Origin of the sequence: Ruminococcus sp. J1101004sp1_RTP21198st1_B9_RTP21198_201120, from assembly GCF_040924245.1 — a bacterium.
GTDB classification, from domain to species: Bacteria; Bacillota; Clostridia; order Lachnospirales; family Lachnospiraceae; genus Blautia_A; species Blautia_A faecis.
This window is the reverse complement of sequence record NZ_JBCOMI010000019.1, coordinates 32082-48259: the sequence shown is the minus strand read 5'-3', so window position 1 is coordinate 48259 and position 16178 is coordinate 32082. Positions and strand designations below refer to the sequence as shown.

Sequence of the window (16178 nt, the reverse complement as noted above, 5' to 3'; positions counted from 1 at the left end):
TGTCTTTCACCACCACTGCCCGGTCATGAATCATGACCGGGCTGTAGTTTCATGTTCCGAAATATTGGAACTTATTATTCAATTAAACCTCTTTGTAGTCAGCATCTACAACATCATCGCCGTAACCTGCCTCGTTACCGCCCTGGGAAGCTCCTCCCATGTCCGGTCCCGGGCCTGCCTGACCAGCACCGCCCTGTGGGTTCTGTGCTTCATACATCTTTGCGAAAAGCTTCTGAGCACTTTCCATCATCTTCTCCTGAGCAGCTTTGATCTCAGCGACCTGAGCATCTCCGATCTCATCTGTATTTGCATATTTAGCAAGGATATCTTTTAATGCATTTAAGTCAGCCTCTACGGAAGCTTTGTCATTTGCATCCAGTTTATCGCCTGCTTCTTTCAGTGCATTCTCAACCTGGAATACCATGGAGTCTGCATTGTTCTTTGTATCAATTGCCTCTTTACGTTTCTTATCCTGAGCTTCGAACTCAGCAGCTTCTTTAACAGCCTTGTCAATATCAGACTCGGACATGTTAGAACCAGCTGTGATTGTAATGTGCTGCTCTTTACCTGTTCCAAGATCCTTAGCAGATACATTTACAATACCGTTGGCATCGATATCGAATGTAACCTCAATCTGCGGAACACCACGACGTGCTGGTGGAATTCCATCCAGACGGAACTGTCCAAGGGACTTGTTGTCTTTCGCGAACTGACGCTCGCCCTGTAATACATTGATATCTACAGCGGTCTGATTATCAGCTGCTGTGGAGAAAATCTGGCTCTTCTTGGTCGGAATAGTTGTATTTCTCTCGATCAGACGTGTTGCAATACCACCCATTGTCTCGATGGACAGGGAAAGTGGAGTAACATCAAGAAGAAGGATGTCACCTGCACCAGCCTCACCGGAAAGCTTACCACCCTGGATAGAAGCACCAAGTGCAACACACTCATCTGGGTTCAAGGCCTTGCTTGGCTCTTTGCCAGTTAACTGTCTTACTTTATCCTGTACAGCCGGGATACGTGTAGATCCACCAACCAGAAGCACCTGTCCAAGATCAGAAGCAGTAAGACCTGCATCAGAAAGTGCACGGCGAACCGGCTCTGCTGTTTTCTCAACAAGATCGTGTGTAAGTTCGTCAAATTTAGCTCTTGTAAGGTTCATATCAAAATGCTTCGGTCCTTCAGCTGTTGCTGTGATGAATGGCAGGTTGATATTGGTTGTTGTTGCGGAAGAAAGCTCTTTCTTAGCTTTCTCAGCAGCTTCTTTCAGTCTCTGAAGAGCCATCTTATCGTTGCTTAAGTCAACGCCCTCTGTTCTCTTGAACTCAGAAAGCATATAGTCTGTAATTCTCTGGTCAAAGTCATCACCACCAAGACGGTTGTTACCAGCTGTTGCCAGAACTTCGATAACGCCATCACCAATCTCAATAATGGAAACATCGAATGTACCACCACCAAGGTCATAAACCATGATCTTCTGCTCTTTCTCATTGTCAAGACCATATGCAAGAGCTGCTGCTGTAGGCTCGTTGATGATACGTTTTACATCAAGACCTGCAATCTTACCAGCATCCTTGGTTGCCTGACGCTGAGCATCATTGAAATATGCCGGAACAGTGATAACTGCTTCTGTAACAGACTCTCCAAGGTATCCTTCAGCGTCTTTTTTCAGTTTCTGAAGAATCATAGCAGAAATTTCCTGTGGGGAATATTTCTTATCGTCGATTGTTACACGGTAATCTGTACCCATCTCTCTCTTGATGGAAGAGATTGTTTTCTCTGCGTTTGTTACTGCCTGACGTTTTGCAGGCTCACCTACCAGACGCTCACCTGTCTTTGTGAATGCTACAACAGATGGTGTTGTTCTGGATCCTTCTGTATTTGCGATAACGGTTGGCTGTCCACCTTCCATAACAGCTACACAGCTGTTTGTTGTACCTAAGTCAATACCAATGATTTTTCCCATGATAATTTTCCTCCTGTTTAAAAATTCATGGTTGCTGTCCATTGCACGAACAGTAACATTTATACTTTGTTTTTAGAAAATGTCGATGAAGTTTGATTCTCCAAGCTGCTCTCTGTCAATTAGCAACTTTTACCATACTGTGTCTTACAACGAAATCCTTGTAAGTATATCCCTTCTGGAATTCCTCTACGACGATGTTCTCGCCAACGGATTCGTCCTCCACATGCATCACTGCATTATGCAGATTCGGATCAAATTCCTTGCCTACAGCTTCGATTGGCTTCACACCCATCTCATCAAAGGCTGTCATCATCTGCTTATAGATCATCTTCATGCCTTCTGCAAATGGATCATCCTCCGGTGCCTGTGCAAGACCTCTTTCGAAGTTATCCACGATCGGAAGCATTTTTTCAACGATGTCCCTGGCACCGATGATGTACATGCTGGATTTCTCTTTCTCCGTTCTTTTACGGTAGTTATCGAATTCAGCCATGCTGCGCTTCAGTCTGTCTGTAAGCTCCTCGACCTGCTGTTCAAATTTATCTTTCTCTTTTTTCTTCTTGCCGAAGAAAGAAGTTTTTGTCTTGGTTTCCGGTTCCTTCTGAGATTCTGCTTCCTGATCTGACTGCTCAGTTTCTTCTGTCTGTGCAGGTTCTTCGGAAGTCTCCTCTTCTGCTGTCTGGGCTGTATCTGCTGCCTCTTCTTCGCTTCCGTCTGTTACCGGAATGTCAACTGCTTCTTCCTGTACTTCGGCTTCTTTATTCATTTCTTCTGACACGCTTTCAACCGCCTTTCTAGGTTTTCTTATTTACCATTTCGTCAAGCTGGACTTTTAATTTCTTTAAGCTGTCCACTACATTCTCGTAATCCATTCGCTTGGGACCGATAATTCCAATAGTTCCACGCATTCCATCTCCCAGCTCGTAAGTAGCTGTGACCACACTGCAGTCTTTCATGGTACGTACCGGAACTTCATCCCCGATGTATACCTGAACTCCTGTGTTCTCCGGATCTCCCATTTCCTCACGGACCATATCCGCAAGTTCCTGCTTATCCTCGAAAGTGGAAATCAGCTCACTGGCTCTGGATGTATCTGCAAGCTCTGGATACTTAAATATGTTGGTCGCTCCCGATGTATATACTTTCATATCTTCTTCGTCCACGTGAATCGTAGCTGCGACTGCGTCCAGCACATCTGCAACCACACCGCTGTGGCTACCCGCCTGTTCTTTCAATCTGGCAATCATGCCCAGATTAATATCCTGGATGGGTACGCCGTTCAGGTTCGTGTTAAGAAGAAGATTCAGCTTCAGGATCGTCTGGTCATCCATCTCCTCATCAATATTAATGATCTGGTTCCGAATGACATTACCCTCACATACAACTACGGCAATCAGCTGCCGCTCATTGACTCGTGAAAGCTGAATGAACTTCAGGGTGCTTCCCTTATACTGGGGAACCGCAACCATAGCCGCATAATTGGTATTCGTGGCAAGAACCTTCGCCACCTGCTTGAGCACCTTATCCATCTTATCTGATTTCTCAATCATCAGATCACGGATTTCTGCGATCTCGGCTTCCTTCTCCCTGGTAAGCTCATCTACATAAAGGCGATAGCCTTTATCTGATGGAATTCTTCCGGCTGAGGTGTGGGGCTGTACGATGTAGCCCATATCCGTCAGGTCGGACATCTCATTTCGGATGGTAGCAGAGCTGACATTCAGATCCGGATACTTGGAAATAGTTCTGGAACCTACAGGCTCGCCTGTTTCCATATAAGTTTTGATGATTGCTTTCAGTATTTTCCGTTTGCGCTCATCTAATACTTCATCCATGAAATATCTGCTCCTTCCTGAAAAGCAGACGGTCAAACCTGATTCTGATTTCCGTCTGGCTTCTTCGAATTCCTTTTGTTAGCACTCATTATTTAGGAGTGCTAACATCTATGTTCTTAAGATACACCTCAGTATTCCTTTTGTCAATATTTTTTACAAATTTTTTTCATCTTTTTTGATGATTTTTACCCTATACTTTACCATTCCGGCTAAATTCTCCTTACTGCAATACCTTTGGGGGTAACAAAGATACTACCAGGTATCTGCCAACGCAGTCTTATGTTTGCTGCCGCATAAATGAAAAAGATGCCTTGAGAAAATTTCCCCTGACATCTTCTTTCCTGTATAGGAATACCGCCCATAAGCGACATGTCCGTTTTGTAACTGTTCAGTATCTTCACAGTTATACGTTTCGCAAAACAGTACCTGCTGAATAGCAGCCTCTATTTTTTATAATTTTCCAGATAATCAAGAACTGCCGCCGGCTCATCCAGAAAAACTACCAGATCCAGCACGGAAAAATCCATGAATTTCTCTTCTGCTGTGTACTCCAGCAATGCTTTCATCTTGTCATAATATCCGTCAATGTTATACAGCACAATTGGGCGGTCAATACGTTTCAGGCTTTTCAAGGTAAAAATCTCAAAAAATTCCTCGTAGGTACCAATTCCGCCAGGTGCTACGATCGTAGCATCTGATTTTTCTTCCAGAAGTTTTTTGCGCTCTCTCATATTCTCTGTGAAAATAAATTCCGTGCATTTCTCATACAGAACTCCAGGCTGGTCAAAAAATCGGGGAGCAATTCCAAGTATGTAACCATTTTCTGCTGCCACGCCTCTGGCTGCTGCTCCCATCATTCCGGTAGCTCCGCCGCCAAACACCAGACCGTGACCTCTTTTTCCCATTGCTCTTCCAAGCTCTTCTGTTTTTTCATAATAAATATTTTTAAGCAGCGCACTTGAAGCACCATATACACATATGTTCAATCTGTTGTCCTCCTTATTTTTCTTCTAAACACAGGTGCTGCCCACCTGCGGCAGCACCATATACGAAAGTCAGCTGGCATATCTTTTCCAGTCAGCTTCCGACAGCCGCGCAAAACGCCATATTGGCCACACCGCACAAAACCATCACCAGAATGGGATTCATTTTATATTTTCTCAAAAGCACCAGTGCGGCAGTAAAGAATACCACCATTCGAATGCATATGTTTTCCCGAAACAGTTCCACTGCACCATTTATAAAAAAAGATGATACTAAAATGGTAACTCCTGCCTTGGCGATCATGGCCACAACCGCCGGACGAAGGGATGTAAGAGTTCCCTGGAGAAGGGACATTTTCCGATATTTCGTGTAAATATATGCCAGCAGGGTTACAATTATACAGGAGGGTAAAATACAGCCAAGAGTAGCCACCACTGCGCCCCCAGGACCTGCAATCCTGGTTCCTACAAAGGTTGCGGAATTTACTGCAATAGGACCAGGGGTCATCTCTGCAATGGTCACAAGGTCCGAAAAAGTTTCCATGGAAATCCAGCCATGCATAGTCACTACCTGTTCCTGTATAAGAGGCATTGCTGCATATCCGCCTCCAAAGCTTAATGCACCGATCTGAAGGAAACTGAAAAAGAGCTGAAGATAAATCATTTTTTCCATCCCTCCTTCACAAATGTACGCGCAAATCCAAATACAGCCACAATAAGTATTATATAAATAATGTTCACCTTCAGAAAATAGCTTGCACAAAAACTGATGACCATAATAATCACATTTACCCAGTCTTTTGACTTCGCCACGTTTTTCCCCATGTCGTATACCACGGAAATGATCACAGCACCTACGCCGGCAGTCATGCCTTTCAAAAGAGCTGCTATGTAATAATTAGAGCGGAATGCATCATAAAACAAGGAAATCAGGGACAGGATCACCATTGGCGGAATAATAGCCCCCAGAACAGACAGCAGCATTCCCGGTATTCCCCCAAGCTTGTATCCCACCACAATTGCTCCGTTTACTGCAATCGCTCCTGGAGATGACTGTGCGATTGCCACCAGATCCAGCATTTCTTCCTCATCGATCCAGTGATATTGATCCACAAATTTCTCCTTTAATAAAGTAACGATCACATATCCGCCGCCAAAAGTAAACGTACTAAGATATAAAGAGGCAAAAAAAAGCTTCCGCAGCACATATCTTTTATTTCTTTGTTTTTCTTCCATTTCTGGCACTCCTGATAATTTTGCATAATTTCTGTACATCGCGATGCGTGTTACTGGTCAGGTCGTGAACAATAACGCTTTTCTTTTTTAAGATAACGCACTATAGGTATGTCTGTCAATTAAAGTTTTGGAATGCTTCTGGCATTTCAGAGAGTAGAACAAATATTCGATTCTGCTGTACTTTTATAAAAAAGGATGCTATACTGAAAACAGTTAAAGCGTGTTTGATTTTATAAAAGAAAGGACTTATATGGATCATTTTGAATTACATTCCGAGTATAAACCAACCGGCGACCAGCCACAGGCTATTGAGAAACTGGTAAAGGGATTTAAAGAGGGAAATCAGTTTGAGACGCTGCTTGGTGTCACCGGCTCTGGTAAAACTTTTACTATGGCAAACGTTATTCAGGCGCTGAATAAGCCTACTCTGATCCTGGCCCATAATAAAACTCTGGCAGCACAGCTGTACGGTGAGTTTAAGGAATTCTTCCCTGAGAACGCAGTGGAATACTTTGTCTCCTATTACGATTATTACCAGCCCGAAGCATATGTGCCTTCTTCTGACACTTATATTGCCAAGGACTCTGCGATCAATGATGAAATTGACAAACTCCGTCTTTCTGCCACTGCCGCCATGTCAGAGCGAAAAGATGTTATTATCATCTCTTCTGTGTCCTGTATCTATGGATTGGGTTCTCCTCAGGAATTTCAGGACATGATGATTTCCCTGCGTCCTGGCATGACTAAGGATCGTGATGAGGTTATCCGGGAGCTGATCGACATTCAGTACACCCGAAATGAAATGGACTTCCACCGAAGTACCTTCCGCGTCCGTGGTGACACTCTGGAGATTTTTCCTGCTAACAGCTCAGATACTGCTATCAGAGTTGAGTTTTTCGGAGATGAGATTGACCGTATCTCCGAGATTGATGTGCTTACCGGAGAGATCAAATGCCAGCTTGCGCACATCGGTATTTTCCCTGCTTCCCATTATGTAGTACCAGCGGAGCAGATTCAGAAAGCGGCCATTGCCATTGAAGAGGAATTAAAAGAACGGGTAGACTACTTTAAAAGCGAAGACAAGCTTCTGGAAGCCCAGCGTATCTCCGAGCGTACCAACTTTGATATTGAAATGATGAAAGAAACCGGCTTTTGCTCCGGTATTGAGAACTATTCCCGTCATCTTTCCGGACTGGAGCCAGGGCAGCCACCTTATACTCTGCTGGATTATTTCGGGGATGATTTTCTTCTTATTATTGATGAATCACACAAGACAGTCCCACAGGTTGGCGCTATGTACGCAGGCGACCAGAACCGTAAACAGACATTGGTAGATTATGGTTTCCGTCTGCCCTCTGCCAAGGATAACCGCCCTCTGAGTTTTGAAGAATTTGAGAATAAACTTGACCAGGTTTTGTTTGTATCTGCTACCCCGGGAGATTATGAATACGACCATGAGCTTCTCCGCGCAGAGCAGATCATCCGTCCTACCGGTCTTCTGGATCCGAAGGTGGAGGTGCGCCCTGTAGAAGGACAGATAGACGACCTGATTTCCGAAATAACGAAAGAAACCTCCAGGAAAAACAAAGTGCTGATCACAACTCTCACCAAGCGAATGGCCGAGGATCTTACACAGTATATGAAAGATGTGGGAATCCGTGTCCGTTATCTTCATTCGGATATTGATACCCTAGAGCGTGCAGAAATCATCCGCGACATGCGTCTGGATGTATTTGATGTGCTTGTAGGCATTAACCTTCTGCGAGAAGGACTTGATATTCCTGAGATTACTCTGGTTGCTATTCTGGATGCAGACAAGGAGGGCTTCCTTCGTTCTGAGACTTCCCTGATCCAGACCATTGGCCGTGCTGCCCGAAACAGCGAAGGACACGTTGTCATGTATGCAGACGTGATGACGGATTCCATGAGAAATGCCATTGAGGAAACCAACCGTCGTAGGGAAATCCAGGAAGCCTATAATAAGGAGCATGGAATTACTCCTACCACTATTAAGAAGGCAGTCCGTGATCTGATTGCAGTTTCCAAGGCAGTGGCTGAAACTGAAGTGAAGCTGAAGAAGGATCCGGAATCCATGAGCAAAAAAGAGCTGAAGAACCTGATCTCCCAGTTGGAAAAACAGATGCGCCAGGCTGCTGCAGACTTGAACTTCGAGCAGGCAGCAGAGTTGCGTGACAAAATGATCGAATTGAAGAAAAATCTTGCAGATGCGGAAAAGTAATCCTTCGATTTCTCCATGCATTTTGCCAGTCAGATTTGGCACAATTTATCAGCTTCACGATCTGATTAGAGCGTGTTTGAAAAGGATTTCTGCAAGATGTACGTCACAATTTACAGGATTCTGTGCCTGCAGCGGATCGCCTCTGGCCACATTTATATTTGCGCCGCAGTGCGATCCTGCCCGGCAGGGATTTCCGTTAACCTCGATTATTCAGCAATTAATTTTTATTTATCTTCACTGAAAAATTTCTAAAATGCCCTTCCGCATTTTCTGAGAACATTCCGATATAAGTTCCTGTAAAACTCATGTACATAGTTCCTTCTGTAGCCAGCCCTGCAGTAGCGCCGCTTCCCAGCTTCTCATAGTATTTTCCATCTTCGCTGTACCAGAAATCATATTCCAGAGGATTACCGATAATACGAAAATGAATATTTTCCCCAGAGGATACTACCTTCTCAGCTGTTCTTGCAAACATATCATGAATATGCCTGGAAAGACAAACCCTGTACTGTCCGTCCTCTCTGGTTAAGTAAATTTCATAATGATAAAACTGATTGTAGAATGTCCCCAGTCCCACTCTTTTATTTAAATCTTTAACGTTGCTGTCTTGGGAAACCAGACAGGAATCTGAAAAATTTTCTTTCAGACTCACCACAACATCTGCCTCAACATCAAATTCCTTCTGCCTGATTCCAACCCAGGTCGGAGTATCCATATCATTTAAAGTTACGCTTGTTCCCTTCAAAATAAGCCGTCCGGCAGCGGTATCCCGCACATAATTCTCCATATGCGGAGTTCGAACCCAGTTATAATGCAGGCTGAATTTCTCTTCCGAAAAATTATCTGTAAAATTCCGGCATATCGGCTGCACCTGATTACCTGGAAGTGGTCCCTCCATCTCCAAAGCTATTCTTCCATTATTTCCAACAACCGGCCAACCCTCTTCATTCCAGATTACAGGGCTTAAAAATGTCTCTCTTCCAAGATGGTGAAGTTTCAGACCTCGCTGTGGAGTACAAGAGGGACGGATTCCCAGACAAACCAGCCACCAGTTTCCATTCTGATCAACTTCCAGATCTGCATGTCCGGTACAGGCAATAGAACCATCTGGATTATCCCTGTGGCTGAGAATCGGATTATGGGGACACGCCTCATACGGTCCAAATGGAGAATCTGCTCTTTGCATGGTAACCATATGTCCATATTCTGTGCCTCCCTCTGCAAGAAGCAAATAATATTTTCCATTCAGCTTGTAAATATGTGATCCCTCCGGACAGATTCCGCCGCAGCCATGGCTGATACAAACACTTTCGGACAACTTTTCCCCTGTATATGGATTGATTTTGCACATAAAAATTCCATCTCTGTCATCTTCATCTCTGGAAGTAGAGGCGAAGTAAACATCTTCGCCATCAAACAACAAAGTAGGATCAATCCCTCCCTGATCAATCCATACCGGCTTTGACCATTCCCCGTAAATATCGCTGGTATGTACGATCAAATGCCCCTTATGTGACACATTGGTAGTGGTCATAAAAAACTCACCGTTATGGTAACAGAGCATCGGCGCATAAATTCCGCCTGACGGCCGAACACCGTCCAGATAAAGCTGCTCTTTATCTCTCAGACAGTAATTGATCAATTCCCAGTTCACAAGATTCTTACTGTGGTAAACCGGAACTCCGGGATAGAATTCAAAAGTTGAATTTACAAGATAAAAATCATCCCCGACTCTGCAAATCGACGGATCTGGATTGTAACCGGAAATAATGGGATTTTTGTATTTTTGTATTCTGCTATCTGACATATTTTTTCCTCCTGATCTGCAAACCGACAAATGCGGTTCTCTTCATAAGATATCTACAGATTACTATGATTCAGAAGGAATAACAACCCTAAAAACTTTTGCTGTATTACAGGAAAAGTTGTATAAACGGCACAGTAAATATGGGCAAATGTGGGTATGCTCCGAACATTTTGGGAATAACCTCTTGAAAACCGGAATTCTATATGTTATACTGATGCCCGTTGAAAAGCCCTGAAAAATAAGGTCTTAAGCGGCTTTTCCGCCGATTCCCGGCGTAGGCCATATACCTTCCGGTATATGCCTCCGCGGCATTCGTCAAATGTCCATGCAAGCATGGCCGCTTGACTCATTGCAGCGCGAAAATGAATCGAGTGTTCGTGACCTTCCACTCGTAAAACAAAACTAAAGGAGACAAATGAATATGAAAAACAAGAGTACCCTGTTTCTGGTGCAGGCAGCGCTGATTGCGGCTGTCTATGTTGTACTGACACTGGTGTTTGCACCGTTTAGCTATGGAGAGATCCAGGTTCGAATTTCCGAAGCCCTGACCATTCTTCCATTCTTCACACCAGCTGCCATTCCTGGTCTTTTTGTAGGCTGTATCCTTGCCAACCTGCTTGGCGGTGCAATTCCTCTGGATATTGCATTCGGAAGTATCGCTACCCTCATCGGAGCTGTATTTACCTACAAACTTCGTAACAGCAACAAATGGCTGGCACCAGTTCCACCAATCGTAGCCAATGCAGTTCTGGTTCCATTCGTACTTCGTTACGGCTATTCCGTCAATCTTCCGATTCCACTTATGATGCTTACAGTAGGTGCCGGAGAGATCATTTCCTGCGGAATCTTTGGAATGGTACTTCTTACTGCACTTTCCAAGTACAAAAATACGCTGTTTGGCAAACAGGCTGCTGCTAAATAAATTCAAAATCACAAATACCCGGTAAGGAATCTCATAAGAATGATTTTCTCCACCGGGTATTTCTATATTTCACGCATATATTCCAAAATATATCTTCAAAAAACATTATACAAGATACATGTCACTATTTGTTGAAGATTTTCTCCAGCTGAAGTTCCATAATAGGCTGCAACATCCAAATGTAAGTCCATCTTTTTTTATTCTATCTTCACCTGCTCCCTCAAAAATCCAAGAAACCGTTCCACACCACCGCCAAGTTTGGTCACACCCTCCGGCCTTTTTCCTGGAACTTCTGATACATCAAAGAAATCTCCATTTCCTGTTTTCTTCGTCTTCATGAAGCTGTCACTTCCATAAATCCCTTCTTCAATTCCCACATACTCATCCCCCCAGAAGCAGCATTCCTCCGGACAGATTCCATACGCTTCCTGAAGATGCTCCAGAATACGATCCACATTGTCGCTCTTACTTGAAATCCCCACCTCCAGATACTTAGCATCACAGGTTGGCTTCACTGTTATCCCATACTGTTCTCCTGCTGCCACAGAAATATCCAGAAGCCCCTGAAGACCGCCTTCTACACCATGCTTTTCCAGGCAATCCTTCAGCATATCCAGCTCATTCTCCTGCATAAACAGATTATCCCCTCTCTGGTTCTCCACCATCAGATCAATCTTACAATAATTAGGTCTGGAAAATACAATGTCCGTATTCAGTCCATACTTTTCCAGAAGCTTCATATGAATGTCAAAGCAGATTCTGTGAATATCCCCCAGCATTTTTTTGTCTGGAAGCATATCCGAGAAAATCAACTCCTGTCCATTTTCATACCGGTAATTAAAGGCACCGCGTCCAAGTCCCAGATACAATTGCGCCAGCTGTTCCTTTGTAAAATACGTCTCCAGTTTTCCCCCTGCAATATTTTCTATTGTAGTTCCGCTTACGATTACCAGATTTACCTTCTGGTCCAGAAGAGGTCGCATTGCTCCTACAATCTCCTCCACAGGTGCCTTTCGGCTGAGAACAGCTGTGCCATCCCAGTCGAAAAAGACTGCCTTATATTTCTTCTTCATAAATACTTCCCTTTCCTGCCTCCAGATGAATTTCCTTCTCATTAAGTTTTAAGAAGACTGCATCTCCTGACACCAGTTCTACTCTTGTTTTTTCATGTGTAAGCTGAATATTCAGCTTTCTTCCCCGGTATAGAAGGTTAAACTGCATACCCTTCCACAGCTTTGGAACATAAGGATGCAGTTCCAGTTCACCGCCGTTTACCCTCACACCTGCAAATCCGTTGATAATTGCCTGCCAGGTTCCTGCCATATTTGCAGCATGGATTCCCGCATAGAAGTTATCATGATAATCATCCAGATCCATTCTTGCAGACTGTGCAAAATATTCATACGCCTCGTCATAATATCCGATCTGGCAAGCCAGCATTCCAAACACACAGTTAGAAAGAGAAGAATGATGCAGTGTCACTTCCTGATAGAAATCATAGTTTCGTTTCAGTTCTTCCTTGCTGAATAAATAACTGTGCAGATAAAGCCCGAAAATAGCATCTGCCTGCTTGCACATTCTCTGTCTGTAGACAAATAATGGATGATAATTTTCATACAAAAGATGTCTCTTTTCCGGTGGGATTCTGGAATCATCCCATGGACGAAGCATCATAAACCGATCATCCAGCGCATATACCTGACGACTTTCATCATATGGAAAATACATATTTTCCACAATTTTTTTCCAGTATGCAGTTTCTTCCCGGGTAATTCCCATTCTGGAAACAAATGCCTCATATACATCCTCTCCAGCCTCTTTTAACATATCCAGCGATTTCAATGCATAACGGATATTTTCCCTTCCCATAAGATTGGTATAAAAATTATTATCCGTAATAGCATTGTACTCATCTGGTCCTGTTACCGCACAAATACAGTATTTTCCGCCCTTGCACTCAGCAAAATATCCTACATCCGCCCAGACTCTGGCAGTCTCCACAAAAACCTCAGCAGCCATATCTTTGAAAAACTCCATATCCCCGGTAACACTCACATACAGCCAAAACGCATAGGCAATATCTGCATTGATATGATACTGGGCCGTACCAAGTGGAAAATAAGTGGAAGCTTCCTCTCCATTAATAGTACGCCATGGATAAAGAGCCCCCTTCTGGTGTCCAAGAACTTTTGCACGGTCCCGGGCCTGATCCAATGTACGGAAACGATACTCCAGAAGTTTTCTTGCAAGCTCCGGTGCTGTGTACACAAATACCGGAAGCACATACATTTCTGTATCCCAGAAATAGTGTCCTTCATATCCTTCCCCAGAAAGCCCCTTTGCTCCCATTCCTGTGCGTCCGTCTCTTCCTGCAGACTGCATAATATGAAACAGGTTAAAACGGATTCCCTGCTGAAGGGTCTCATCATCATAAATCTGAACATCGGAAACATCCCAGAATTCATGGATTTTATCCATATGAGCCTGGAATTCCTTCCTCCATCCATTCTCAGATGCCTCTTTCAGTTCTTTTTTCGTAAATCTTTCCAGCTCGCTAACCTCCATGTCCTGACTGGATGTATAGACAATAGCTTTCTCACAGGTAACCGTAGTATTTTCCGGAATCTCCATTCTGCTTTCACACACAGCATGTCTTTTTTCTTCCTCTGTTTCAAAAACAGTTACAATCTCTCCGGCTCCTTCTATTTTATACTGACTTCCACAGCCCACAGTCATGCAACTCTGCAAAGTAGTGCCCTCATAATACAGCACACCGTCTTCAGCCTGAAGTTTATCCATATGCAGTCTGCTTCCAAAAGGACCATAGCCGATCAGCGGATTTGTCTTCCTCGTATGATTCTCCACATCCCCATTTAAATGAGAGCAGATACGAATCTCCCCTGAAAAATTCACTGGTGTGATCTGAATTCGCTGGTACATTCTGTTCTTATGCACCAAAGACACAAAACGTTCCATCACAAGCTGCAGCTTTTTCCCCTTTGGAGAAATCCAGGTCAGCTTTCTTTCCACATAGCCATCTTTCATATGGAGCACACGGCTGTAATCTTCCACCTTGCCGGTGCGCATGTCAAACAGCTCTCCATCTGCATAGATTTCTGTTTTCTTAAGATCCGGCAGATTCAGAAGTGACTGGCTCTTGGTCGGAAATCCATAATTCCACTCTCCGTAAGGAATGTCCACACTTTCATAAAATCCGTTGATAAAGTTGCCTTCCAGCCCTTCATCAACAGAGAAATCATAGCCTTCTTCAAAAGTACCTCTGGTACCAATATATCCATTTGACAATGCAAAGGTTGTCTCATTCCGGTAATTGGTTTCCATGGAAAATTCCTTTTCTGTAACATTCCATGTCTCTACTGGATAAATCGGTTTCTTGTTGATATCCATATTCTCATCCTTTCACAGCCCCTGCAGTAAGACTCTCCATAACCTGTCTCTGCAGAAGGATAAATAAAATAATTGTAGGAAGCACCGTCATCACAACTGCTGCAAACAGCGCGGAATAGTTGTTTGCAAAAGTTCCCATATAATAATTCAACGCAATAGGAACTGTCCTTGCACGGTCACCGCTTGTCAACATCAAAGCGAAATAGAACTCATTCCAGATATTGATAAACTGAATCATGGCAATGGTCACAAGTCCCGGCTTCGCCAGCGGCAGGATAATATGTAAAAATGTCTGGATAAAAGTTGCGCCATCAATATAAGCCGATTCCTCAAGCGCTGTGGAAATGGTCTTATAATAGCTGACCATAACAAAGAAAGACATTGGAATTCCCATTGCAGAATACACAATGATCAGACCAAGCTTTGTATCAAAAATCCCCAGCTTCTGGAAAATGGCAAACAATGGCTGGGAAATTGCCTGTGCCGGAAGCATTAAGGATGCTGAGATCAAAAGCACGATCAGAGTTTTCAGTTTAAAATCAAATCGAGAAATCACATAAGCGCACATTGCAACCAGCGCTACCGTAACAAGAACACTGATTCCCACAATGAGCACACTGTTCATGAAATATTTCAAAATCGGTGCATACTGAAGTGCCGCCTTATAGTTATCCAGGTTAAAACTGGATGGCAGGGACAATGCAGAGGAGTTAATCTCTGCATAAGATTTAAAAGACCCCAAAAACGCCCAAATGATTGGTGCCAATGAAATAAAAATCAAAAAGATCATAAAGAAATATTTGAAAAAGGACGCGATCCCATTTTTCACTCTGCTTGTTTTTCTCATTATGCCGCCTCCTTTTTCTCACGGAAAAGACCTTTGATCAGAATAACCAGTGTGATTCCGATAATGATCTGTACTACCCCTACTGCGTTTGCTTTTCCATAATTGTTTTCCAGTGTCGCTGCCTTATACAGATAAATGGGCAGGTTCAAAGTAGAAGTTCCAGGTCCGCCTTTTGTTGTCATGTAAATAATGTCAAACTGTGACACCATGGCCACACTTGCAAGAGTGACACAGGTTCCGCATACATTTCGCATCAGCGGTAGCGTAATATAACGGTCTGCCTGCCAGGGAGTTGCACCGTCGATTGCTGCTGCCTCATAAATCTCTTTGCTTACAGCACCCATTTCTGCCAGAAAAATAATGGTGTTAAATCCGGAATAGAGGATCCAGGTTGCTGTCACCGTCCAGAATGCATATCTGGAATTTCCGAACAGATTTGGAACCATGGCGTAGTCGATTCCAAGAAAATCCATGATTGGCTTTACAATTCCGAACATAGGATTTAAAAGCAGAGTAAACATAACACCTGTTGCCGCTGTAGGAATGATATTTGGGATCATGTATGCTGTTCTTGCAAATTTCCAGCCCTTCGGTTTTCTTCGAAGAACAAGTGCCATAGCAAGACCAACACCTACATGTATGGTGGACTGCAGCACTACCCACAGAAGGGTGTTCCGGATGGAGCAGATAAAATCGCTGTCACTGAAAATCGTAATAAAGTTTTTGATTCCCTGAAATGCAGGTGAATTAAAAGCGGTATAATCACACAGAGATGTGTAAAAAACAGTGATGATAGGAGCCGCATATACCAGTGCAAATAAGATCATGCAGGGAATGGTAAACAAAAAAATCCATATCTTTTTATTCTTTGTATTCATTTTTTCTCCTCACAAAAAGAATCCTGCCTGCAGAAAATTCCAACGGAATTTCCTGTT

The 16178-nt window shown here is 43.5% G+C and carries 13 protein-coding genes; 2 read left to right on the top strand and 11 right to left on the bottom strand.

Annotation, left to right across the window (positions count from 1 at the left end; all coding sequences use genetic code 11):
• Window positions 1-82 precede the first annotated feature (82 nt).
• From dnaK to AB5618_RS13670, 6 genes are all read right to left on the bottom strand, one after another.
• A complete protein-coding gene (gene dnaK, locus AB5618_RS13695) occupies window positions 83-1966 on the bottom strand; it encodes a molecular chaperone DnaK (RefSeq protein WP_148461282.1) in 1884 nt (627 codons plus the stop codon).
• 115 nt (window positions 1967-2081) lie between these two features.
• The gene (gene grpE / locus AB5618_RS13690; RefSeq protein WP_226815526.1) at window positions 2082-2744 is read right to left on the bottom strand and encodes a nucleotide exchange factor GrpE; all 663 of its coding nucleotides are present in this window, start codon (window positions 2742-2744) and stop codon (window positions 2082-2084) included.
• A 16-nt stretch (window positions 2745-2760) separates the two neighbouring features.
• On the bottom strand, window positions 2761-3801 hold the full coding sequence (gene hrcA / locus AB5618_RS13685; protein WP_173716405.1) for a heat-inducible transcriptional repressor HrcA: 1041 nt from the start codon (window positions 3799-3801) through the stop codon (window positions 2761-2763).
• 443 nt (window positions 3802-4244) lie between these two features.
• Entirely contained in the window at window positions 4245-4787 is a 543-nt protein-coding gene (locus AB5618_RS13680) for a TIGR00730 family Rossman fold protein (protein WP_148461280.1), read from the bottom strand.
• 91 nt (window positions 4788-4878) lie between these two features.
• Complete coding sequence (locus AB5618_RS13675; RefSeq protein WP_148461337.1) at window positions 4879-5448, bottom strand: chromate transporter; 570 nt, start codon at window positions 5446-5448, stop codon at window positions 4879-4881.
• The gene (locus AB5618_RS13670) at window positions 5445-6020 is read right to left on the bottom strand and encodes a chromate transporter (RefSeq protein WP_148461279.1); all 576 of its coding nucleotides are present in this window, start codon (window positions 6018-6020) and stop codon (window positions 5445-5447) included. Before AB5618_RS13670 ends, AB5618_RS13675 begins: the two co-directional genes overlap by 4 nt.
• A gap of 250 nt (window positions 6021-6270) precedes the next feature.
• Between AB5618_RS13670 and uvrB the strand changes: the two genes are divergently transcribed.
• Entirely contained in the window at window positions 6271-8259 is a 1989-nt protein-coding gene (gene uvrB, locus AB5618_RS13665) for an excinuclease ABC subunit UvrB (protein WP_148461278.1), read from the top strand.
• Between the two features lie 217 nt (window positions 8260-8476).
• On the opposite strand, the gene AB5618_RS13660 is transcribed toward uvrB, so the two are convergent.
• A complete protein-coding gene (locus AB5618_RS13660; RefSeq protein WP_368366844.1) occupies window positions 8477-10066 on the bottom strand; it encodes a glycoside hydrolase family 43 protein in 1590 nt (529 codons plus the stop codon).
• A 421-nt stretch (window positions 10067-10487) separates the two neighbouring features.
• Between AB5618_RS13660 and AB5618_RS13655 the strand changes: the two genes are divergently transcribed.
• On the top strand, window positions 10488-10988 hold the full coding sequence (locus AB5618_RS13655; RefSeq protein WP_148461260.1) for a QueT transporter family protein: 501 nt from the start codon (window positions 10488-10490) through the stop codon (window positions 10986-10988).
• A 197-nt stretch (window positions 10989-11185) separates the two neighbouring features.
• Here AB5618_RS13655 and AB5618_RS13650 read toward each other — a convergent pair whose 3' ends face one another.
• The 4 genes from AB5618_RS13650 to AB5618_RS13635 are packed head-to-tail and all read right to left on the bottom strand — an operon-like array spanning window position 11186 to window position 16121.
• Window positions 11186-12061, bottom strand: a complete 876-nt coding sequence (locus AB5618_RS13650; RefSeq protein WP_173716402.1) for an HAD family hydrolase — start codon at window positions 12059-12061, stop codon at window positions 11186-11188.
• Window positions 12045-14396, bottom strand: coding sequence for a glycoside hydrolase family 65 protein (locus tag AB5618_RS13645; RefSeq protein WP_173718786.1), 2352 nt, complete (start codon window positions 14394-14396; stop codon window positions 12045-12047). Before AB5618_RS13645 ends, AB5618_RS13650 begins: the two co-directional genes overlap by 17 nt.
• A 4-nt stretch (window positions 14397-14400) precedes the next feature.
• On the bottom strand, window positions 14401-15243 hold the full coding sequence (locus tag AB5618_RS13640) for a carbohydrate ABC transporter permease (RefSeq protein ID WP_173716400.1): 843 nt from the start codon (window positions 15241-15243) through the stop codon (window positions 14401-14403).
• Window positions 15243-16121: a carbohydrate ABC transporter permease gene (locus tag AB5618_RS13635; protein WP_173716399.1), complete on the bottom strand. Its 879-nt coding sequence runs from the start codon at window positions 16119-16121 to the stop codon at window positions 15243-15245. The genes AB5618_RS13640 and AB5618_RS13635 overlap by 1 nt, the downstream gene beginning before the upstream one ends.
• Window positions 16122-16178 lie beyond the last annotated feature (57 nt).

Coding starts and splice junctions, on each gene's coding strand:
- AB5618_RS13635 (WP_173716399.1), bottom strand. CDS start 16,121: ATGAATACAAAGAATAAAAAGATATGGATTTTTTTGTTTACCATTCCC.
- AB5618_RS13670 (WP_148461279.1), bottom strand. CDS start 6,020: ATGGAAGAAAAACAAAGAAATAAAAGATATGTGCTGCGGAAGCTTTTT.
- dnaK (WP_148461282.1), bottom strand. CDS start 1,966: ATGGGAAAAATCATTGGTATTGACTTAGGTACAACAAACAGCTGTGTA.
- AB5618_RS13650 (WP_173716402.1), bottom strand. CDS start 12,061: ATGAAGAAGAAATATAAGGCAGTCTTTTTCGACTGGGATGGCACAGCT.
- hrcA (WP_173716405.1), bottom strand. CDS start 3,801: ATGGATGAAGTATTAGATGAGCGCAAACGGAAAATACTGAAAGCAATC.
- AB5618_RS13675 (WP_148461337.1), bottom strand. CDS start 5,448: ATGATTTATCTTCAGCTCTTTTTCAGTTTCCTTCAGATCGGTGCATTA.
- AB5618_RS13655 (WP_148461260.1), top strand. CDS start 10,488: ATGAAAAACAAGAGTACCCTGTTTCTGGTGCAGGCAGCGCTGATTGCG.
- AB5618_RS13645 (WP_173718786.1), bottom strand. CDS start 14,396: ATGGATATCAACAAGAAACCGATTTATCCAGTAGAGACATGGAATGTT.
- uvrB (WP_148461278.1), top strand. CDS start 6,271: ATGGATCATTTTGAATTACATTCCGAGTATAAACCAACCGGCGACCAG.
- AB5618_RS13640 (WP_173716400.1), bottom strand. CDS start 15,243: ATGAGAAAAACAAGCAGAGTGAAAAATGGGATCGCGTCCTTTTTCAAA.
- AB5618_RS13660 (WP_368366844.1), bottom strand. CDS start 10,066: ATGTCAGATAGCAGAATACAAAAATACAAAAATCCCATTATTTCCGGT.